Source organism: Pseudomonas sp. NPDC088429 (genome assembly GCF_044753305.1).
Classification (GTDB): Bacteria; Pseudomonadota; Gammaproteobacteria; order Pseudomonadales; family Pseudomonadaceae; genus Aquipseudomonas; species Aquipseudomonas rustica.
This window is the reverse complement of record NZ_JBIVMX010000006.1, coordinates 16,795-38,156: the sequence shown is the minus strand read 5'-3', so window position 1 is coordinate 38,156 and position 21,362 is coordinate 16,795. Positions and strand designations below refer to the sequence as shown.

15 protein-coding genes are annotated in these 21,362 nt (G+C 60.4%); 10 read left to right on the top strand and 5 right to left on the bottom strand.

The genetic code is table 11. The features are described 5' to 3' along the window. Position 1: 1 nt before the first annotated feature. Positions 2-1,039, bottom strand: coding sequence for an NAD-dependent epimerase/dehydratase family protein (locus ACIP66_RS05885; protein ID WP_400646237.1), 1,038 nt, complete (start codon positions 1,037-1,039; stop codon positions 2-4). Beyond that, entirely contained in the window at positions 1,036-2,388 is a 1,353-nt protein-coding gene (locus tag ACIP66_RS05880; protein ID WP_400646234.1) for a UDP-glucose dehydrogenase family protein, read from the bottom strand. Before ACIP66_RS05880 ends, ACIP66_RS05885 begins: the two co-directional genes overlap by 4 nt. Before the next feature lie 390 nt (positions 2,389-2,778). Between ACIP66_RS05880 and ACIP66_RS05875 the strand changes: the two genes are divergently transcribed. Next, entirely contained in the window at positions 2,779-4,485 is a 1,707-nt protein-coding gene (locus ACIP66_RS05875; protein WP_400646232.1) for a sulfatase-like hydrolase/transferase, read from the top strand. Positions 4,486-4,594: 109 nt separating this feature from the next. Here ACIP66_RS05875 and ACIP66_RS05870 read toward each other — a convergent pair whose 3' ends face one another. Next, positions 4,595-5,611 carry a helix-turn-helix domain-containing protein gene (locus tag ACIP66_RS05870; protein WP_400646229.1) on the bottom strand — a complete coding sequence of 339 codons (1,017 nt, stop codon included), beginning with the start codon at positions 5,609-5,611 and terminating at the stop codon, positions 4,595-4,597. Between the two features lie 71 nt (positions 5,612-5,682). On the opposite strand from ACIP66_RS05870, the gene ACIP66_RS05865 reads away from it, so the two are divergent. Beyond that, positions 5,683-6,618, top strand: coding sequence for a LysR family transcriptional regulator (locus ACIP66_RS05865; RefSeq protein WP_400646226.1), 936 nt, complete (start codon positions 5,683-5,685; stop codon positions 6,616-6,618). A 332-nt stretch (positions 6,619-6,950) separates the two neighbouring features. Here ACIP66_RS05865 and ACIP66_RS05860 read toward each other — a convergent pair whose 3' ends face one another. Next, the gene (locus ACIP66_RS05860) at positions 6,951-7,871 is read right to left on the bottom strand and encodes a LysR family transcriptional regulator (RefSeq protein WP_053119153.1); all 921 of its coding nucleotides are present in this window, start codon (positions 7,869-7,871) and stop codon (positions 6,951-6,953) included. Between the two features lie 96 nt (positions 7,872-7,967). On the opposite strand from ACIP66_RS05860, the gene ACIP66_RS05855 reads away from it, so the two are divergent. The 5 genes from ACIP66_RS05855 to ACIP66_RS05835 all read left to right on the top strand — a co-directional run bounded on the left by ACIP66_RS05855 (position 7,968) and on the right by ACIP66_RS05835 (position 14,937). Next, positions 7,968-8,810, top strand: coding sequence for a helix-turn-helix domain-containing protein (locus ACIP66_RS05855; protein ID WP_400646222.1), 843 nt, complete (start codon positions 7,968-7,970; stop codon positions 8,808-8,810). 98 nt (positions 8,811-8,908) lie between these two features. Further along, positions 8,909-10,735 carry a DUF1302 domain-containing protein gene (locus ACIP66_RS05850; protein WP_400646220.1) on the top strand — a complete coding sequence of 609 codons (1,827 nt, stop codon included), beginning with the start codon at positions 8,909-8,911 and terminating at the stop codon, positions 10,733-10,735. Between the two features lie 11 nt (positions 10,736-10,746). Next, entirely contained in the window at positions 10,747-12,084 is a 1,338-nt protein-coding gene (locus ACIP66_RS05845) for a DUF1329 domain-containing protein (RefSeq protein ID WP_212546141.1), read from the top strand. A 130-nt stretch (positions 12,085-12,214) separates the two neighbouring features. Continuing rightward, positions 12,215-13,564, top strand: coding sequence for a DUF1254 domain-containing protein (locus ACIP66_RS05840; protein ID WP_400646217.1), 1,350 nt, complete (start codon positions 12,215-12,217; stop codon positions 13,562-13,564). Next, the gene (locus ACIP66_RS05835; protein WP_400646215.1) at positions 13,561-14,937 is read left to right on the top strand and encodes a DUF1254 domain-containing protein; all 1,377 of its coding nucleotides are present in this window, start codon (positions 13,561-13,563) and stop codon (positions 14,935-14,937) included. Before ACIP66_RS05840 ends, ACIP66_RS05835 begins: the two co-directional genes overlap by 4 nt. A gap of 84 nt (positions 14,938-15,021) precedes the next feature. On the opposite strand, the gene ACIP66_RS05830 is transcribed toward ACIP66_RS05835, so the two are convergent. Then, on the bottom strand, positions 15,022-16,995 hold the full coding sequence (locus ACIP66_RS05830) for an alkyl/aryl-sulfatase (protein WP_400646212.1): 1,974 nt from the start codon (positions 16,993-16,995) through the stop codon (positions 15,022-15,024). A gap of 138 nt (positions 16,996-17,133) precedes the next feature. On the opposite strand from ACIP66_RS05830, the gene ACIP66_RS05825 reads away from it, so the two are divergent. The 3 genes from ACIP66_RS05825 to ACIP66_RS05815 are packed head-to-tail and all read left to right on the top strand — an operon-like array spanning position 17,134 to position 21,312. Continuing rightward, a complete protein-coding gene (locus ACIP66_RS05825) occupies positions 17,134-17,787 on the top strand; it encodes an ABC transporter ATP-binding protein (RefSeq protein WP_053119167.1) in 654 nt (217 codons plus the stop codon). Further along, positions 17,784-20,255 carry an ABC transporter permease gene (locus tag ACIP66_RS05820; protein WP_400646209.1) on the top strand — a complete coding sequence of 824 codons (2,472 nt, stop codon included), beginning with the start codon at positions 17,784-17,786 and terminating at the stop codon, positions 20,253-20,255. Before ACIP66_RS05825 ends, ACIP66_RS05820 begins: the two co-directional genes overlap by 4 nt. Then, on the top strand, positions 20,245-21,312 hold the full coding sequence (locus ACIP66_RS05815) for a lipocalin-like domain-containing protein (protein WP_400646206.1): 1,068 nt from the start codon (positions 20,245-20,247) through the stop codon (positions 21,310-21,312). Before ACIP66_RS05820 ends, ACIP66_RS05815 begins: the two co-directional genes overlap by 11 nt. Positions 21,313-21,362 lie beyond the last annotated feature (50 nt).

The following is a 21,362-nucleotide window of genomic DNA, read 5'->3' as shown; positions in this document are numbered from 1 at the left end:
TTCAGCCGCGAGCGGCGCGTGGGCGATAGGCAGTCGGGTAGTAATCGCGAAACCATGCGATGAAGCGTCCAAGTCCTTCGTCCAGCTCTATGCGTGGCTGGAACCCGGTGGCCTGGGCCAGATCGCTGGTGTCGGCACAGGTGTTGAGCACGTCGCCCGGTTGTAGCGGCAGCAGCTCGACAATGGCGTTCTGGCCGAGGTGTTTTTCCATCAGCGCCAGATAGGTTTTCAGCTCGACCGGGTGTTGCCCGCCGATGTTGAACAGTCGCCACGGCGCCATGCTGCTGGCCGGGTCAGGCTGCTCGCGATCCCACTGCGGTTGCGCTTGTGGTGGGCGATCGGTGAGGCGGGCAATGCTTTCGATGATGTCGTCGATGTAGGTGAAGTCGCGTTGATGCTCGCCGTAATTGAACAGCTTCAGCGGCTCGCCTTCGCTGATTGCCCGGGCGAACTGGATCGGCGACATGTCTGGCCGGCCCCAAGGGCCGTACACGGTGAAAAAGCGCAGGCCGGTACAGGGAATGCCGAATAGATGGCTGTAGCTGTGCGCCATCAGTTCATTGGCTTTTTTGGTGGCGGCGTACAGCGACAGCGGATGATTGACGCCGTCCTTCACGGAGTAGGGCGTGTGCTGGTTGGCGCCGTACACTGAACTCGACGAGGCGTAGATCAAGTGCTCGACCGGGTGATGCCGGCAGCTCTCCAGAATGTTGAGGAAACCATTGAGGTTGCTGTCCAGATACGCCCGTGGATTTTCCAGCGAATAACGCACCCCGGCCTGCGCCGCGAGGTGAATCACCACCTGCGGGCGTTCACGGACAAACAGCGCGTCGACGGCTGCGGCATCGGCCAGGTCAACCGTCGCGAGCTGGAAATCGCCGACCTGCTCGCGCACCCATTGCACGCGGTCGTGCTTGAGTTGCGGGTCGTAGTAGCTGTTGAAATTATCCAGGCCGACCACCGAGTGGCCGTCGCGCATCAGCCGCAATACGCAATGAGCGCCAATGAAACCGGCCGCACCGGTGACCAGCACCTTCATGGCCGTGGTCCTTCGGGCGCGATATGGCGCAGGCCGATGCCGCTGTAGTGCAGGCCGGCGGCGGCGACGTGTTCCGGGTTGTAGAGGTTGCGGCCATCGACGATGACTTTCGAGCGCAGCTTTTCGGCGAGCAATTCGAAATCGACCACGCGGAAGTTTTTCCACTCGGTGCAGATCACCAATGCATCGGCGTCTTCAAGGGTGTCGTCGCGGGTGGCGCACAGGTGCAGATCGTTGCGGTAGCCATAGAGGCGTCGGCACTCGGACATCGCTTCCGGATCGTAGGCCTGCACGCTAGCGCCTTCGGCCCACAGTGCATCCATCAGATAACGGCTCGGGGCTTCGCGCATGTCATCGGTGTTCGGTTTGAACGCCAAACCCCAAATGGCGATGGACTTGCCGGCCAGGCCTTGCGGAAATTGCGCTTTGAGTTTGCTGAACAGGATGTGCCGCTGCAGGTCGTTGACGTCGGTGACGCTGCGCAGCAATTTCAGCGGCATGCCGTTGTGTTCGGCGGTGTGCAGCAGGGCGCGCAGATCCTTGGGAAAGCACGAGCCACCGAAGCCGCAGCCCGGATAGATGAAGTGGTAACCGATGCGCGGATCAGAACCGATGCCTTTGCGCACGGCTTCGATATCGGCACCGAGCAGTTCGGTGAGGTTGGCCAGTTCGTTCATGAAGCTGATACGCGTGGCGAGCATCGCGTTGGCGGCGTACTTGGTCAGCTCGGCGCTGCGGTTGTCCATGAACATCAATTTTTCGTGGTTGCGGCAGAACGGCGCGTACAACTCGCTCATCTGCTCGCGGGCCGCTTCGTCGCGGGTACCGACGATGATCCGGTCGGGGCGCATGCAATCGGCGAGGGCGCTGCCTTCCTTGAGAAATTCGGGGTTAGAGACCACGCGCACGTTCAGCTCGGATTTGCCGCGACGCAGCAGTTCACTGTTGGCAGCGGCGAGCACCTGATCCGCCGTGCCGACCGGCACCGTCGATTTGATGATCAGCGTGCGATCAGCCTCCATGAACGAGGCGATTTGCCGGGCGACGTTGAGCACGTGGCTCAGGTCAGCAGAGCCATCCTCATCGGCCGGCGTGCCCACGGCGATGAAGATCAGCTCAGCATGTTCAACCGCATCACTGGCCTGGGTGCTGAACAATAAGCGCCCGGCTTTGATGTTTTCTTCCAGGGTGCTGGATAAACCCGGTTCACTAATCGGAGGAACTGCTTGTTGCAGTTGCTTGATTTTATTCGGATCAATATCCACGCATAAAACGCGGTGTCCAACATCGGCAAGTGCTGCTGCTTGTATCAGGCCAACATAGCCCGTACCAAATACGCTCACGTCCATATTGGCGTGCCTCGTAAGACGGTGGAAAGAGTTCGAAATGAGACTGTCAAAAGGGGTATAGCGCAGGGTGAGAAAAGCGTGTCAGCAAAATGACATGTTGCACCTGTATAACAGGCCCATTTTTGGGGGCGAATGGCCATCAAGTGCTTGCTATTGCTGGATTTGTCCCGTTCTTGACGCTTTTTTCACAATTCCATTAATGCGATAAACGGTCGCAGGCCGCGAAATTAGAGGCTTGCAGCAACTGGAGTGTGTCAGATTTGAGTCAACGTTTTTTTGACGCTTTAGGGAAAAGTCAGCCATTTCTTGCGCTTTGATGGCCGGGTGCTAGTGTCAGTTTTTGACCGACAAAACCTTGACCCTTTGCCGTTTCGCGCGTCCGGAAAAGCCATGTTTCGATACCTTAAAGAACTGCTTTTAATTATTTATCTGCTGCTTTATTGCGAATATTACATTGAGCGGTTAAATGCTATCGGCCTCGGTTTTCCTGTACTTCTTTTTGGCGCGATGTTTTTGGCGCTTACTTTAGCGTTATATCTAACGGCCTATATACGCCAGACACTCATACGACATCTATTCGCATTGGCAATGTTTGCCTCGGCGGTGTTTTTTGATGTCTATACCCGCGTTACCGCGGATTACCTGAACTACAGCAGCTTCGTCTCGCTGGTCTATTCCGGCGGCTTTATTCAGGAAGCGGCGTATCAGTACCGCGATGCGATCCTGCGCGGGGTGCTCAGTGGGCTGTTGTTACTGTTCGGCATCGGCCTCAAACCTCGGCATGCGCTGGTGGTGCCGAACGCCTTGCGCGTGGCCGCGCCGATTTGTGGGGTTTTGCTGCTCAGCGCCGTGCTGTTTTTACGCGCGGGCGAGGGCGCCCGTGGCTTGCCGATCATGTACACGCCGCTGGCCTATCTGAACCTGTTTGCCTATGAGGCGCTGCACAACACCGTCGGCCCGCGTGAACCAGTGACGCTGACGCGCGCCGCGCAACCGGTCGGGCATGACATCGTGCTGATCATCGATGAAAGCATCTCCGGCAATTATCTGGACATCAACGCGCCTTTTGGCGTGCACAGCAACCTCAAGCAGGCGCACGCTGGCGTCGACATTTTCAATTACGGCTACGCGGCGTCCATCGCCAATTGCAGCGCCGACACCAACGTCACCCTGCGCTACGGCGGCACCCGCGCCGATTACATGCGCATCAATAGCACGCTGCCGTCGATCTGGCAGTACGCGAAAAAGGCCGGGCTGCGCACGGTGTACATCGATGCCCAGCGCACCGCCGGCAATCTGCAGAACCTGATGACCGATACCGAGAAGAAGGACATCGACGAATTTGTGCAATTCGATAAAACCAGCGTGCGCGACCGCGACATGGCGGCTGCGGCGAAGCTGATCGAGCTGCTCAACGACGACAAAGCGGAGCTGGTGGTGATCAACAAGGTCGGCGCGCATTTTCCGGTGCACGACAAATACCCCGATGCATTCATGGCGTACCGCCCGACGTTGCCGCGCGGTCAGTTCACCGAGGTGGCGGATACTGGTGAGCGCACCGGTTTCAATGGCCAGCCCGATGATTGGGTGCTGTACCGCAATGCCTACAAGAACACCGTGCTGTGGAACGTCGGCGAGTTTTTTGCGCGGGTGTTTGCGCAGGCCAATCTGAACAATGCGTTGCTGATTTATACGTCTGATCATGGCCAGGATTTGCATGAGCGCGGCAATCCCGGGTTGAACACCCATTGCGGCGGCGATCCGGTGGAGGAGGAGGGGCTGGTGCCGCTGGTGGTGATACAGGGTAGCGATCTGAAAACGCTGGATTGGTCGGCGCAGTTGGCGGAGAACAAGGATCGCTCCAGCCACTACAACATTTTCCCGACCCTGTTGCAGTTGATGGGGTATGACCTGGCAGGGGTTGAGGCGGTGTATGGCAAGCCGCTGAGCGTGGCGACTGGCGATGAGTTCACGTTTAACTACCGGTTTAATGCGCGGCTGGGGGCGAAGCCGGAGTGGAAGCATATTGATCTGGGCAGCATTGTCACGCCGACACAGGCGCCGGCGAGTGTGGCGGTGGAGCAGCCCTCACGGTAAGGCTTCTGAGGTCGGCAGCCTTGAAAGATCGCAGCCTTCGGCAGCTCCTACAGGAGAGCGCATTTCCATGTAGGAGCTGCCGAAGGCTGCGATCTTTTGATCTGGCTTTTCAATCTTGCCAGCGAGCCCGATAAACCCCCGGCGCACACCCCAGCCATCTCAAGCACGCGCGGTTAAAACTCTGCACATCGCTGTACCCCAACCGATCCGACACCTCGACCAACTCCAGCTCTCCGGCCTGCAATAAATCCTCAGCCCGATAGCGCCGATACTCATCCAGCAATTCGGAAAAACTCCAGCCCAACGCCTTCAAGCGTCGCGCCGCCGTGCGCTCGATCAAATGCTGCGCCGCACAAAACTGCTTCCAGTCCGCCGCTGCGAGATCCTCGATCAGGTAATCGCTGAGCTGCTCCAGCAACGTCGATTCGCTGTTACGCCGCGTTTGCTCCAGCAACTCCACCAGCGTCTGTTCCAGCCCCTGATTGCCCGGCGTCAGCGCCGCAACAAACAGCTGTGGATCCAGCCGAATCGCCAGATAAGCCTGCTCACCCAGCACCGGCGCCCGAAAGGCGCGCTCATGTTCCTCGCTAGTCGCCGAAAGCAGCGTCACGCCGACAACAGGATCACGCCCCAAACCGCTGGCGAGCAATTTACGCCGCAACATGCTGCACAGGCTGACCAGAATGTAATCGGCAATCGGCGCCGCCGCGCGCAGGCTGCCGGTTTCGACCAGACGTAATTCCACGCGGTCATCCTCACGCACAATCTGTGCGTGGAAATGGCCGTTGAAGAAAGGGAAGAAGCGCACGAAATAAGCGCAGGCACTTTCCAGCGACACCGCGACATCGAACAGATAGGTCAGGCCATTAGTGGCCGTCGAGACAAAGCGCCGTCCCGCCGCCAGACCGATCAGCGGGTCGCCGGTCTGCTCCAGTGCGAACGCCCAGAAGCGCCGCGACAGCACCAGCGGAATGCGCATGAACGGCGTGCGCAAATCGAACAGGCTGCGATGAAATTGCGCTTCGATGGCGTCCTGCGGGATGCCGCGCGCAAGCAGTTCTTCGATGGCCGGCAGCAGGGTCGGCGCGTAAAAGGCGTTGGCGGGCGGCTGATTGATTTTTGTCATGTAGGGCTCACCGCTTGATTCGGGACACTGGTTAGGCTGGCCGACGTTAAGCGATTTGCCGGAGCAAGACCATGCTTGATTTACGCCAGCTCGACCTCAACCTGTTGCTCGCCTTCGACGCGATCTACCAACAGCGCAGCGTCACCCGCGCCGCCGATGTGATGAGCCTGTCGCAACCGGCGATGAGCAATGCGCTGCGGCGCCTGCGTGAATTGTGCGGCGATCCGCTGTTTATCAAGAGTCGCTTGGGCGTGACGCCGACGCTGGTCGCGCATCGGCTGGCGGACTATGTGCGTGCGGCACTTGAGTCTTTGCGCGATGGTTTGCGGATGATCCCAGCGGCGCGGCAGACCAATCCGTTGCTGCGCATCAGTTGCCTGGATTGCCTGCAACCGGTGCTGCTGGATGCGCTGCTTGAAGCGCCGCATGCCGATTGGCAAGTGCGCTATTTCCAGCCGCGCCGGCGTGATGCGCTGCAGGAACTGGCCAGTGGCAAGCTGGATATTCTGATCGACATTGATCAGCCGTTGGCCGGGTTGAGTGGTTTGCATAAACGTACGTTGGCGGCGGATCACTATGTATTTGCTTACGGTGCTGCGTTGAAAGAGCCGCCGCGTACCTTGCAGGCTTATTTGCAGCAGCCGCAGATTCAGGTGTCGAGCCGAAGGGATGGGTTGAGTCCGGTGGATTTGCAACTGGGGCTTAAAGGACTGCGCCGCACGATTGCGGTGACCACGCAAAGTACCCTGGCGGCGAAGCTTATTGCTGATCGTCAACCGTTTGGCTTGAGTTTGCCAAGTCGGGTCGCCAGCGCATTGGGTTTGCAGCAAGCGCCGCTGCCACTGGAGGATGCGGTGGAGCTGAAACTGGCGCTGTACATCGAAGCGCGATACCGCTTCGAGCGCAGTCGCGAAGAGGCCATGCATTGTTTACTGAATGCCCTCGGCGAGACCCAGCAAATCCCGGCGAAAACCCAGCATTTGTGGGAGCGTGCGGGCTCGCGGTAGTGGGGTAGCCTCCAGTTTTCTTTATGCCGGAATGCGATCACCTGTGGGAGCGAGCCTGCTCGCGAAAGCGGTATGTCTGGCACCGCGATGTTGAATATACCGGCCTCTTCGCGAGCAGGCTCGCTCCCACATTCGACCGTGTTCCAGCTGCCGGACTGCGATCACTTGTGGGCCCACTCCCACATTCGACCGTGTCCCTCCTGCAAGAACGCGATCCCCTGTAGGAGCTGCCGAAGGCTGCGATCTTTTGATCTTGATCTTGAAAAACAGATCAAAAGATCGCAGCCTTCGGCAGCTCCTACAGGTGCGACGAACAGGAGATCGACGTTGAATTAGTGGTTGGCCGCGAGCAGGCGTTGGTCGACGCTGAGGATCGCGTCAACCATCGCCCGCGCCGCCGGGGTCATGGAGTAGCCGACACGGCTGACGATGCCGTAACCCAATTGCAGCGCCGGGTCGTTGCGCGGCACGTCGGTGAAATCGAGCAGATGAATCAGCCCTTGATCAACCTGTTCACGCAACGCTTCCAGCGTCGCCAGACCAATCGCATCAGAACGCAACACCACCCGTTGAATCGCGTCAAACTGCGCGCACTCCACGCTCGGATTGAAATCCGGTTCACCCAAAATATCCGCGAGGATCTTGCGAATCATCGGCGGAATCCGCGTGCCCACCACTGGATAATCCAGCAGCGCGCGCAACTTCAAACCCTTCTGCCCGGCCAGTGGATGCCCGGCTCGGCAGAAAAACCGCCCCGGTCGCGTGCGCAGCAACTGCACGTGATACTGCGGATCGCCGACGAAATAGCGCGCATCCGCCACCAGAAATTCGATCTGCTGCTCACGCAACCACAGCGACAATTGCTGCCAGTCACCCTGATGAAAACGCGTGCGAATCGCCGGGTGTGCCTGAATGAATTCCGCCAGCGCTTCCGGCACCAGCACCTGCGCCGGGTACGGCCCGCAACCGAATTGCAGTTCGCCGCCGGTGAGGCCGTTGTACTGGGTCAATTCGTTGTGCAACGCCTGACTACCCGCGAGCAGACGCCGCGCATGCTGCAACACCAGTTCACCCTGGCCGGTGAGGCGAAACTCACGGCTGCTGCGCTCGACCAGTTCGCAATCGAGGTCACGTTCCAGCGTCTGAATGCTACGGCTGAACGCCGGTTGGCTGAGGTTGATCGCTTCCGCCGCGCGGCCAAAATTGCGGTAGTCGGCGAGGGCCACGAGGTGGCGAAGCTGGCGTAAATCCATCATGCGTCTCCTGCATTCTGCGGATACTTTTAATGCATTGGATCGATAGCACGTTGGCTGGCATAAGTACACGCCTGTCCCTCGGTAATCGTCGCCATGTCGCATCCCATGTTCGCTTCCAGCGCCTTCACCCGCACCATTCTCGGCCACGCCGAACAGTCTGGCCTGTGCCCGCAAACCCTGCTGGCACGGGCCGGAATCTGCGCATCGGCTCTCGACGGTCACGACCAGCAAATTCCTGCGCACGCGGTCGAGAAACTATGGCTTGAATGCGAGCAGGCCGGGGCTGCGCCGACGTTCGGTTGTGAATTGGTCAACGGTCTGGCGACCATATGTCTGCAAGGCCTGAACATTCTGCTCGACTCGGCGCCGACGTTACGCGCCAGCCTCGATTGCTTTGTGGCGTTTGCGCCGCGCGTGACCAATTACGTCGCGGTCGAGTTGCAGGAGTCCGGCGATGACGCGCATTTGCACCTGCGTCCGGTGCAAGGCCAGGCCCATCACTTCGGCCTCGATGCAGCAACGATTACCTTGGTGCGCAACATCGCCCGTCGACTGGGCAAGACGCCCGACGCAGTGTTCGTCAGCGTCACCTTGTGCCCAGCGCAAGCCGCCGGACACTGGCTGCACAACAACGGCATTCGTGTTGAACAAGGCGCTCATCCGCGCCTGACTCTGAAGCGCTCAACCCTCGAAGAACCACTGCTCGGCGCCAATCCGTTTCTGCACCAGAGCATGCTTCGCCACTGGCAAACCGAATCCTCCGCGCCGAGTCGCAACGACAGCCTGGAACTGGCGCGGCACTGGCTGACCGCTGGTGATCAACCGATCGAACGCATCGCCGAACGCCTCGGTTATCGCCAGCCGAGCAACTTCATCCGCGCCTTCCGCAAACAGTTCGGCATCACGCCGAAGCAATTCCGCCTCAATCCGCTGTAAGCACGCCGATGATTGGTTTTTGTCAGCCATCGCTTGTGTGTCAGCGCTGAGGGTTGGGCACCGTGTCAGTGCTGAGCAAACCTGACCGGAGCCCAATAATGATAAGAAAAAGCTCGGTTACGCCCCAAGTCCGTCCGCGACTTGCCCGGCGTGGCCACCCCCGTACGCAACCCCTGACCCTGGCGATTCTCGCCGCACTGTCGAGCCCCGGCTACGCCACCAGTTTCGACCTCAACGAAGACTGGAGCCTGTCGACCAAAACCACCCTGACCCTGGGCAGCAGTTGGTCGACGCAGAACCCCGACAAAAGCCTGATGACCCGTGCCAACGCCTTGCAAGCACAAGGCGTGCGCGCCAATGGCACCAGCGTCAGCGCCGACGACAACCGGCTGAACTTCGAGAAGGGCGATCCGATCTCGCAGAACTTCAAAGGCCTGACCGATTTCAGTCTCGATGGCCAAGGGCAGGGCGCGTTCATTCGTTTCAAATACTGGTACGACCACGCCTACGAAACCCGCAATGGCCGCTTCAAGGATTTCGACGATTCGGGTTGGGATGACCTGAGCAAATTTCAGGGTTTCAAAACCCTCGACGCTTACGTCTGGAAGGACTTCCAGATCGCCGATCACCCGCTGAACGTCAAGGTCGGCAACCAGGTGTTGTCGTGGGGCGAATCGCTGCTGATCCAGAACGGCATCAACGTGATCAACCCCTTGGACATTTCCGCCTTCAACCGTCCCGGGGTGGAAATCAAAGAAGGCCAGTTGCCGGTGGAGATGATCTCGTTCAGCTTCGGCCTGTCCGACACCCTCAACCTCGAAGGCTTTTATCAGTACAACTGGCGCGAAAGCGCACTCGACGGTTGCGGGACTTTTTTCGCTTCCAGCGATGCGATCCAGAAGGGTTGCGGGCCGCTGTACCTGAGCCAGGTGCAGACCGATCAGCAGATGCAAGCCGCCGGTTTATACGCCTATTCGCGGGGCAACGAATCGCCGTCGGACAACGGCCAGTTCGGCTTCGCGTTGCGCAACATGATCCCGGCGCTGAACGATGCTGAAGCGGCGATCTACTACATCAACTATCACTCGCGGCTGCCGTATTTCACCCTCGATGCGCGCAACACCTCGCTGCCGGGCACCTTTCCTGGCGGCATTCAGGCGCCGAGTTATGCCGCAGCGTTTCCGGAAAATATTCACCTGTACGGCATCAGCCTCAACGGTGTTGAGCCGATCAGCGGCATCTCGCTCGCGGGCGAGTTGAGCTATCGGCCAAACATGCCGCTGGCGATCAATGCGCCGGACATCAACGTCGCGGTGATCTCCGGGCCGGGTGGTAATTCGTGGGTCGATCTGCCGCCGGGTTTCAACACCAATGCCGGCAGCCGTTACGACGGCTGGGTGCGCAAAGGCGTGTGGCAGATGACCGGTTCGGCGACGCAGGCTTTTGACAACATCCTCGGCGCCACGCGTTTGAGTCTGTTCGGCGAGGCCGGCGTCGTACACATCGACGACCTCGGCGACGAACGTCTGGGCCGCAGCGCCGCGTTCGGTCGCAGCGCCCCGCGCAATGGCTCCGCGTGCAACACCGTGGCGTCGGGCGTGACCAATCAGTACTGCACCGACAAAGGTTTCGCCACCGAGTGGTCGTGGGGTTATCGCCTGCGCGCGAGCCTTGAATACAGCGACGTGTTGCCGGGGATCAACCTGATTCCGGCGGTCAACTGGCGCCATGACGTCTCGGGCTATTCCTACGATCCGCAAGGGCCGTTTCAGGAAGGTCAGCAAGCCCTCGGCCTCAGCCTGACCGGCGTCTACATGAACGATTACAGCGTTGAACTGGCTTACAACACGTTCTTCGGTTCCAACGATTACAGCACCCTCGATGACCGCGATTTTGCCTCGGTCAGCTTCAAGGCCGACTTCTAAGGAGAACCCTCATGCGACTGCAATTGTGTGTACTGGCGCTGGCCTGCAGCGTTGGTCTGGCGCAAGCCAAAGGTAACGATCCGGCACCCCTGGGTAAAACCCTGACGCCGATGGGCTCGGAAATAGCCGCGAATGCCGACGGCAGTATTCCGGCGTGGAGCGGTGGCCTGGCGAGCAACGCCGGCACCGTCGACAGCAAGGGCAGTTACAGCGATCCGTATGCGGCGGAAAAACCGTTGTTCACCGTCACCGCGCAGAATCTTGCGCAGTATCAAAAGTTTCTCAGCCCCGGGCAGATCGCGTTGTTCAAGCGCTACCCGGACAGCTACAAAATGAACATCTACCCGACTCATCGCAGCGCCAATCTGCCTAAAGATGTGCTGGAACAAAGTCGCGGCAACGTCGCGAAAACCAGCATGGCTGACGGCGGCAACGGCTTGCACGACTATGCGCGCGGCATTCCATTCCCGCTGCCGACCGAAGGTCTGGAAGTGATGTGGAACCACATGACCCGCTATCGCGGCGGCAGTTACGAGCGCATCAGCAGCTCGGCATTGGTGCGCGAAAACGGCGCGACCAGTTATGTGCGCAACCAGTCGCTGATCAACTTTGCCGACACGGTTTCCGGGCTGGAACCGGGCGCCAATACGCTGTTCCTGTTCAAGAGCCGCGTGCTCGAGCCGGCACGTTTGTCCGGTGAAGCGGTGCTGGTGCACGAACCGATCGACCAGGTCGCCGAGCCGCGTTCGGCCTGGCAATACCTGCCAGGGCAACGCCGGGTGCGTCGCGCGCCGATGATCGCTTACGACAACAGCGCGCGTTACAGCAACGGCCTGATCACCGCCGACAACATCGACGGCTACAACGGCGCGCCCGATCGTTTCGACTGGAAACTGATCGGTAAACAGGAGCTGTTCATCCCTTACAACAGCTACAAGATCGGCAGCCACGCGCTCAAATACGACGAGGTGATAAAGCCCAATCACATCAATCAGGATCTGGCGCGCTACGAGAAACACCGGGTGTGGGTGGTGGAAGCCACGCTCAAGCCAAACGCCCGGCACATCTACGCCAAACGCCGGTTTTATGTGGACGAAGACAGTTGGCAGATTGCCCAGTCCGATCAATACGACAGCCGTGGCGAGTTGTGGCGCAGCGGTGAGTTGCACGCGATTCAGCAGTACGACCATGGTTTCACCTACAACGTGCTGGAGACGTCCTACGACCTGATTGCCGGGCGTTATTACGCCGGCGGCCTGGCCAACGAAGAGACCCAGCCAATGCGCGTCGGGTTCGCGGCGAAGACCGACGACTACACCCCGTCGGATCTGCGGCGTTGGGCTAAATAACCTCTCACCATCACACAACCCCTGTAGGAGCTGCCGAAGGCTGCGATCTTTTGATGTGGTTTTTCAAGATCAAAAGATCGCAGCCTTCGGCAGCTCCTACAGGGATTTGTTTTCTGTCTGGAGATTGTTTATGCGTCACTGGATTTGTGCTCTAGCGGTCGGCGCCAGCCTCGGCAACGTTCACGCCGCTGACCTTGATGTGAGCCAGGCCAAAGCCCTCGCGCAAGAGGCTTACGTCTTCGCCTACGCCACCGTCGAACACGACAAAGTACTCACCGCGATCAATGCCAAACTGCCGTTCAATCGCCTCTACAGCGAACCGCGTCTGCTCGGCCCGCAAGACAACAAAGTCGTCTCGCCGAACAACGACACCTTCTACTCCCGCGCCTTGCTCGACCTGCGCGCCGAGCCGATGGTGCTGCAAGTGCCGGCGATCAAGGATCGCTACTACAGCTTCCAGTTGGTCGACCTGCGCACCGACAACCTCGACTACATCGGCACCCGCGCCACCGGCAATCAGGCCGGGCGTTATCTGATTGTCGGGCCGGACTGGAAGGGTGCAGCGCCGACGGGTTTCAACGGCGTGATTCGTTCGCCAAGTCGCGTGGTGTTTTTGCTTGGGCGCACCGAAGTCAAAGGCGAGGCCGATCAAAAAGACGCCGCCAAAGTGCTGATGGGTTATGCCCTGCAGCCGTTGTCCCGCGCCACCAACAGCGTTGCACCTGACGCACCTGCGCCGTTGCATCTCCCGGCGTATCTGGACACCAAACACGGCGAAGCGCAGGCCCTGTTCAACACCTTTAATGCCTTGGCACCGCTGCATCAATGGACGCCCAGCGAGCAGGCCAAACTCGCTCGATTCGCCGCGATTGGCGTGCTGCCCGGCAGCGCGTTCGCCCCGGCCGACAACCTTCGCCAAGCCATCGCAGAAGGCGCTGAAGCCGGCCGCGAGCAGGTTCGCGCGGCCTCCAGCCAACTGTCGAAAGAACAGAACGGCTGGTTTCCATCACCGACCAACATCGGCAAATTCGCCGACGATGACCTGACCCGCGCGGCTGTCGCCTGGCGCTACATCTACGCCAACGACGCGGTCGAAGCGGTTTACCCGATGGCCCTGCACGATGCCGAAGGCCAGTTGCTCGACGGTCGCCAGACCTATCGCCTGCATTTCCCCGCCGGGCAGTTACCGCCGGTGAACGCCTTTTGGTCACTGACCCTGTACGACGGCAAAACGCAATTGCTGGCGAGCAATGCCATCGGGCGTTACGCCTTGGGCGATCGCAGCGCCGATTTGCACTACGACGCCGACGGCGGCCTCACGCTGTTGTTGCAAGCGGACGCACCGGCACAGGCCGAGCAAGGCAACTGGCTGCCGACACCACAAGGCCCGTTCAACCTGCTGCTGCGTTTGTACCTGCCGAAAGCCGCTGCGCTGGATGGCAGTTATCAATTGCCGACGATTGCGAGGGTCGAGCCATGAGTCTGACGATCAATCGTCGCCAGATGTTGGGCGGCATGAGTGTGCTGGGAGGCGGGCTGATGATGCCGCGCTGGTTGCTGGCCGATGAAACCCAAGCGGTGGTGCAGGAGGCGTGGATCTACGCTTTTCCGATGCTGATGCATTACCAGACGATGGAAAAACAACTGCTTGATCCGAGCGCGGCGGAGTACGTCGGCGGCTTCAATCGTTTTCGCCATTACAGCCAGCTCTACACCCCGGCCAATCGCGAAATCGTCACGCCGAACAACGACACGCCTTACTCCTGGGCTTGGCTCGATCTGCGCACTGAGCCGCAAGTGTTGAGCGTGCCGGCGGTGGATGCCGATCGTTATTACGTGCATCAACTGGTCGATCAGTACACGCATAACTTTGCCTATGTCGGCGTGCTCAGCACCGGACGCGAGGCGGGGGATTATCTGATCGCCGGGCCGAACTGGCAGGGGCCGACGCCGATGGGCATCAAAGCCGTGCTGCGCAGCGAAACCGAGATTGTCATGCTGCTCGGACGTACCGGGTTGAAGAACGCCGACGACATGCCGGCAGTGCGTGCGTTGCAGGAGCAATACCGTTTGCGTGGGTTGCATGAATACAGCGGCAGCCCGGGCCCGCTGGCGGCGCCGGCGATTGACTGGCCGGCGTGGGACAGAAGAACCGGGTTGGGGCCGTCGTTTATCGCGGTGCTTAATCAGATCCTCGCGCTGTGCCCGACTCAACCTGCAGAACAAGCATTGCGCGAACGCTTCGCACGCATCGGCATTGTCCCGGGGCAGGCTTTTGACTTCGCCGTGCTGCCGGTCGAAAAGCAGCAAGCGATCGCCGCCGGAATCAAACTGGCGCAAGCGCAACTGCAAGAGACCGCTGCGCAAACACGCTCCACGCTTGGCCTGTTTGGTAACCGTGAGGCAATGCATGGCAATTATCTGAATCGTGCGGTCGGGGCGTATCTGGGGATTTACGGCAACAGTGTTGAGGAGGCGTTTTACACCGGTAGCCGTCTGGATAATCAGGGGCAACCGTTGCAGGGCGGCCGGCGTTATCGCCTGCGTTTTGCACCGGGGCAATTGCCGCCGGCCAGTGAGTTCTGGTCGCTGACGTTGTATGACTTGCCGGATCGGCAGTTGGTGGCGAATCCGCTTGATCGGTATTGCTTGAGCAGTCGTGATCAATTGCAGCGCGATGCGGATGGTGGGCTGACGTTATGGATGCAGGCGAATTCGCCGGGGGCGGAGGAGGAGAGTAATTGGCTGCCGACACCGCAGAACGGGGCGTTTAACGTGATTTTGCGCTTGTACGGGCCGAAGCAAGAAGTGGTTGAGCAGAAATGGCGGATGCCTGTGGTTGAGGTTATTTAGAAGCAAAAGATCGCAGCCTTCGGCAGCTCCTACAGAGGAATGCAATCACCTGTAGGAGCTGCCGAAGGCTGCGATCTTTTGACCTTAAGGCGTAACGATATTGAACTGCGGCCCAAACGTATCCAGGCTGCCCATCAACTCGCCCAGTTTTTTCCCGTTCCCCTGCAACTTGATCAAGCCTTTCTGCATCGCCGTCGGGAAATCCAGTTGCTTGAGGCTGATCTTCTCCAGCGTGTCCTTGCTCAAACTGACACTCGCGTCCGCCGCTGGATTGAGCCCGGCCCGATGCGTCAGCACACCATTGCGCAAGGTCAGATTAAAGTCCTTCTGCAGGTCATCAAACGTCCAGTTCAACGTCAGGTCATGATTCACAGCCTTGTCGCTGTCCAGCCGCACCGCCAGATAATCAAAGAACATTTCCGGGCTCATCGCCCGCACCATGTCCACCGACACCGACGTGCCCGCATGGGGCGGCACGCCGTTGCGCAGTTCCATCGCGCCGGTCAGGTACATGTTGCGCCAGGTGGCGTTCTCGCTTTGATAACCCAATTGCTCCAGCGTCTCGGCCTGCGCTTTGTGCGCCTCGGCGTTGTCCGGCTCGGCGAACAACAACTGATTGCCCAACTGCGCCGCCCAGCGATAGTCACCGCTGGCCACGGCTTTGCGCATTTTATCGAGCACTGCCGCGCCGCCGCCCATGGCCTCGACCGTGCGTTTGGCGGTGTCCACCGGCGGCAGCGGATTGAGGTTGGCCGGGTTGCCGTCGTAGAAACCCATGTAGCGCTGATACACCGCGCGGGTGTTGAAACTCAGCGAACCGTAGTAGCCACGGGTGTACCACTTCTGGTCGAGCGAGCCCGGCAGTTTGGTGATGGTGTCGGCGATTTCCTGTGGCGTCAGGCCCTGATTGAGCAGGTGCAAGGTGCGGTCATTGAGGAACGCGTACATGTCGCGCTGGTCGGCAAGGAACGTGCGAATCCGCTCGCCGCCCCAGGTCGGCCAGTTGTGTTGGGCGAACAGCACGTCAGCCTTGTCGCCGTAGCGCGCCAGACTGTCGTCGAGGTATTGCGACCAGGCCTTGGCGTCACGCACTTGCGCGCCGCGCGGGGTGAGGACGTTGTGCATCATTTGCGTGGCGTTTTCGGCCATGCACAGGGCTTTCAGCTCCGGCAGATACATATTCATTTCCGCCGGTGCTTCGGTGCCCGGCGTCAGCTGGAACTCAAATGGAATGCCGGCGATGGTGCGGGTTTCCAGTTCCTTGGTGATCAAATCGGTCGGCGGGATCAGCGTGACCGTGCCGCCGGTTGGCGAACTCTTGCCCAGACCGGCATCGACCTGACCGTTTTCACCGCGCGGCAACAGGCTGCCGAACTGGTACTGCGCGCGACGGCTCATGGCGTTGCCGGCCATCACGTTTTCGCTCATCACGTGCTCCATAAACCCGGCCGGGGCGAACACCTTGACCTTGCCAGCCTTCACATCCGCCTCGTCGATCACCCCGCGCACGCCGCCGAAATGGTCGACGTGGGTGTGGCTGTAAATGACGGCGACCACCGGTTTGTGCGGACGGTTGGCGTAGTACAGATCCAGCGCCGCTTTAGCGGTTTCGGCCATGGTCAGCGGGTCGATGATGATCAGCCCGTCGTCACCTTCGATGATGGTCATGTTGGCCAGATCGAGGCCGCGCACCTGATACAACTTCGGGCTGACTTCAAACAGACCGGCGTGCGCATTGAGCTGGGCCAGTCGCCACAGGCTCGGGTTTACCGACTCCGGCGCTTGATCCTTGGCGAGGAAGTCGTAGGCCTGCACGTCCCAGATGACCTTGCCGCTGGCGTCCTTGATCTGACCCTTGAACGGCGCGATCAGGCCGTTGCTGATGGATTCGAAATCGGTGCGGTCGCTGAAGGGCAGTTGTTTCAGAACAGCGGCGTTGCTGGCGATGGTCTGTGCGCTGGGGGCGACGGGCGCGTCGGCGGCGAGCACCGACTGGCTCAGACACGCGGTGATCAGGCAGGCCAACAGGCCGCGGGGGCTCAAAGTGAAACGTTGCATGGCGTCTCCGGTTTTTATCGTTATGGGTGAACCAGTTTCAGAGGGTAGGGCGGCGCTCTGGCGCGGCGGTGATCGTCAACGGACAAAAACCATTCAGGGCCGCTATCCTTGGCGCAGGTTCATTGATCAGGTTTTGCCATGCTTGAGGTTCGCAACGTCTTCAAAAGCTACGCCACCCCCCAGGGTTCCTTGCCGGTGCTGCAAGGCGTCGACCTGACGCTGGAGGCTGGCAGCAGCCTCGCGCTGATGGGCGAATCGGGCAGTGGCAAAAGCACTTTGCTGCACCTGGTGGCCGGTCTGGACAAGGTCGATCGCGGCAGCATCCGCAGCGGCGAGCATCGGCTGGAGGAAATGAACGAAGCGCAACTGGCGAACTGGCGGCGTACTGAAATCGGTCTGGTGTTCCAGCAGTTCAACCTGATCGGCAGTTTGCGCGTTGAGGACAATCTGGCGTTTCAAGCGCGACTCGCCGGGCGCCACGAGCCGCGCTGGCAGGCGCATCTGGTACAGCGTTTAGGCCTTGGCGATCTGCTCAAACGTTATCCGGAACAGCTTTCCGGTGGACAGCAACAGCGCGTCGCGTTGGGCCGGGCGCTGGCGTCGCAGCCAAAATTGCTGCTGGCCGATGAACCGACCGGCAGCCTCGACGAAGCGACCAGCGATGAAGTCCTGCGGCTGTTGCTCGAATTACTTAATGACACGCCGACCACTTTGTTGATGGTCACCCACAGTCAGCGGGTCGCGGCGCAATTGGCGCAGCGCGTGGTGCTGTCCAAAGGTCGGCTGACGTGATGGTTTTTCGCCAGACCCTGCGTGCGCTGCTCAGCCATTGGCGGCGCCATCCGGTGCAGTTTTTCAGTGTGCTGACCGGGTTGTGGCTGGCGACCAGTTTGCTGACCGGCGTCGAAGCGCTGAACAGTCAGGCCCGCGACAGCTACGCCCGCGCCAGCCAGATGATCGGCGGCGAACCGCAGGCCAGCCTGAGTACCCCGAGCGGCGCAACGTTCACCCAGCAATGGTTTGTCGATCTGCGTCGACAGGGTTGGCCGGTGTCGCCGCTGTTGCAGGGCCGTTTGATGCTCAAGGATCACGAAAATCAGCGGCTGCAATTGATGGGCATCGAGCCGGTATCGCTGCCGACGGACTCGGCGGTGGCCGGGCAGGCCATGCCGATCGAGCGCATCGTCGAGTTCTTCACGCCGCCCGGCAGCACATGGATTTCCCCGGATACCCTGCAGGCCTTGAACCTCGCAGAGGGCGCCACGCCGCAGACGGTTAACGGCCTGGCATTGCCGCCGCTGCGGGTGCAAAAGGACATGGCACCCGGTGTGTTGCTGGTCGACATCGGTATCGCGCAAACCCTGCTCGAACAGCCGGGGCAACTGTCACGGCTGTTGCTGCCCAAGGACTTTCACGCCGAGTTGCCGGCCTCGTTCACAGGTCAGTTGCAGCTGAAAAGCAGCGGCGAGGAAAACAATCTGGCGCGGCTGACCGAGAGCTTTCATCTCAACCTGGATGCCTTGGGATTTCTCTCGTTTCTGGTCGGTTTGTTTATCGTCCACGCGGCGATTGGCCTCGCATTGGAGCAGCGTCGAGGCCTGCTGCGTACGTTGCGCGCCTGCGGTGTCAGCGCGCGAATGTTGATCCTCTGCCTGATCGTTGAGTTGGGCATGCTGGCGCTGATCGGCGGAGTGTTCGGCGTGATCAGTGGCTACTGGCTGGCCAGTGTATTGCTGCCGGATGTCGCCTCCAGTCTGCGCGGTTTGTACGGCGCGGAAGTGGCGGGGCAGTTGCGCCTGAGCCCTTGGTGGTGGTTCAGCGGCATCGGTTTAAGCCTGTTCGGCGCCTTGCTCGCCGGCGGCAACAGCCTGCTGCGCGCGGCACGATTGCCACTGTTGGCCGTGGCCGATCCGCAAGCCTGGCATCAGCAATATGCGCGCTGGTTGCGTCGGCAAGGTTGGCTGGCGGCAGTGCTGCTTGCGATTGCACTGGCTGCGTTGATCTGGGGTGACAGCCTGGCGAGTGGCTTTGTGTTGATGGCCGGGCTGCTGCTCGGCGCCGCGCTGGCGTTGCCGGTGTTGCTCAGCGCGATACTCAATCAATTGCTCGGGCGCAGTCGTTCGGTGCTCGGTCAGTGGTTTCTCGCCGATTGCCGCCAGCAGTTGCCGGCGCTAAGTCTGGCGCTGATGGCGTTGCTGTTGGCCCTCGCCGCCAACATCGGCGCCGGCAGCATGACCTCGGGTTTTCGTCAGACCTTCAACGATTGGCTCGAACAACGTCTGAGCGCTGAGCTCTATATAAATCCGAGCAATCCGGCGCAGTCCCGCGAAATGTACAGCTGGCTGCGGCAACAGCCGAACGTCGCAGCGGTGCTGCCCAACTGGCAGGTGTCGGTGACGCTGCAAGGCTGGCCGGCGGATGTCTTTGGCGTGATCGATCACCCGCATTATCGCGAGCACTGGCCGTTGCTCGATTCCAGCGGCAGCGATCCGTGGGGCCACTTGGCGACGGACGATGCGGTGATGCTCAGCGAACAACTCGCCCGCCGCCTGAAACTGCAGGCCGGCCAGCACCTGACGATCCCCACGCCCAACGGCCCATGGTCGCCGCGCATCGTCGGCATCTACGCCGATTACGGCAATCCGAAAGGGCACTTGCTGGTCAACGTCAATCACCTATTGCGCGGCTGGCCGCAACTGACGCCGAACCGCTTTAACCTGCGTATCGAGCCGAAAAATATTCCAACATTGTTGAGCGCGTTGCAGACGCGGTTTCAGCTGGATGACAGCCGCATCGTCGATCAGGCGCGGCTCAAGGGCTGGTCGGTTCAAGTGTTCGAACGCACCTTCGCGGCGACGGCGGCGCTGAACAGTCTGACCCTCGCGGTCGCTGGCGTGGCGCTGTTTATCAGCCTGCTGACCCAGAGTCAGAGTCGCCTCAGTCAACTCGCGCCGCTGTGGGCGTTGGGCGTGACGCGCAAACAGTTGATGCTGCTCAACCTCGGTCAAACCTGGCTGCTGGCGGTGCTGACGCTGGTGTTGGCGTTGCCGTTGGGGATCGCGCTGGCGTGGTGCCTGGACGCGGTGATTAACGTGCAGGCGTTTGGCTGGCGCCTGCCGTTGCGGGTGTTCCCATGGCAATTGCTGCAACTGATGGGGTTGGCGTTGCTGGCGACATTATTGGCTTCGGCATGGCCGCTGTATTCGCTGTACCGCACGCAACCGGCGGATTTGTTGAGGACGTTTGCCCATGAGGATTAACCGCGTGGTGCTGATGCTCGCGCTGCTGCTCGGCGGTTGCGATCAACCGGCGCCTGAGCAGAAGGGCTTTGCCGGGATGGGCGATAAAGCCGAGGCGTACACGGCGGTGGTGCCGGGGCGGGTGTTCAGTTTTCCGGCGGATCACGGCGCGCATGATGGATTTCGCATCGAGTGGTGGTACGTCACCGCCAATCTCAAGGATCGGCAGGGCAACGAGTTCGGCGTGCAATGGACGTTGTTTCGCAGCGCCCTGAAACCCGTGCCGGAGCAGTCGGGTTGGAGCAATCAGGTGATCTGGCTGGGGCATGCGGCGGTGACGTCGGCGTCTGCACATCACGCCGCCGAACGTTATGCACGCGGTGGCGTGGGCCAGGCCGGCGTTCGCGTGGCGCCGTTTGACGCGTGGATCGATGATTGGCGGTTTAGCAGTCAGGCTGCCGATCCCTTGAGCGATCTACAGCTCAGCGCTCGCGACAGAGATTTCGCCTATCAACTGCACCTCACCTCCAGTCGGCCATTGGTGTTGCAGGGTGAGAAGGGCTTCAGCCGCAAATCCGCAGAAGGGCAGGCGTCGTATTACTACAGTCAGCCGTTTTTTCAGGCCAACGGTACGTTGCAGATCGACGGGCAGACCTACACCGTCAGCGGCCCGGCGTGGCTTGATCGCGAGTGGAGCAGCCAACCGCTGAGCGCCAACCAGACGGGCTGGGACTGGCTTTCTCTGCATCTGGACAGTGGTGAAAAAGTCATGCTCTTTCGCACCCGCCAGAAGGACGGCGCGCCTTACCTGACCGGCACGTGGATCGCTGCCGATGGCCAGACGCAAACCCTGAGCGGCGAGCAGATCACCCTCACACCGCAAGACACCGCCAACGTCGCCGGGCGCAAACTGCCGATCCGCTGGGTGATCAGCATCCCCGACAAACACCTCGACATCCAGATCAACGCGCTCAACCCCAAGGCGTGGATGAACCTGCGCATCCCCTACTGGGAAGGCCCGGTGAACATCACGGGCAGTCACCCGGGCCAGGGCTACCTGGAAATGACCGGCTACTAATTATCCAAACACCACAAACCCCTGTAGGAGCTGCCGAAGGCTGCGATCTT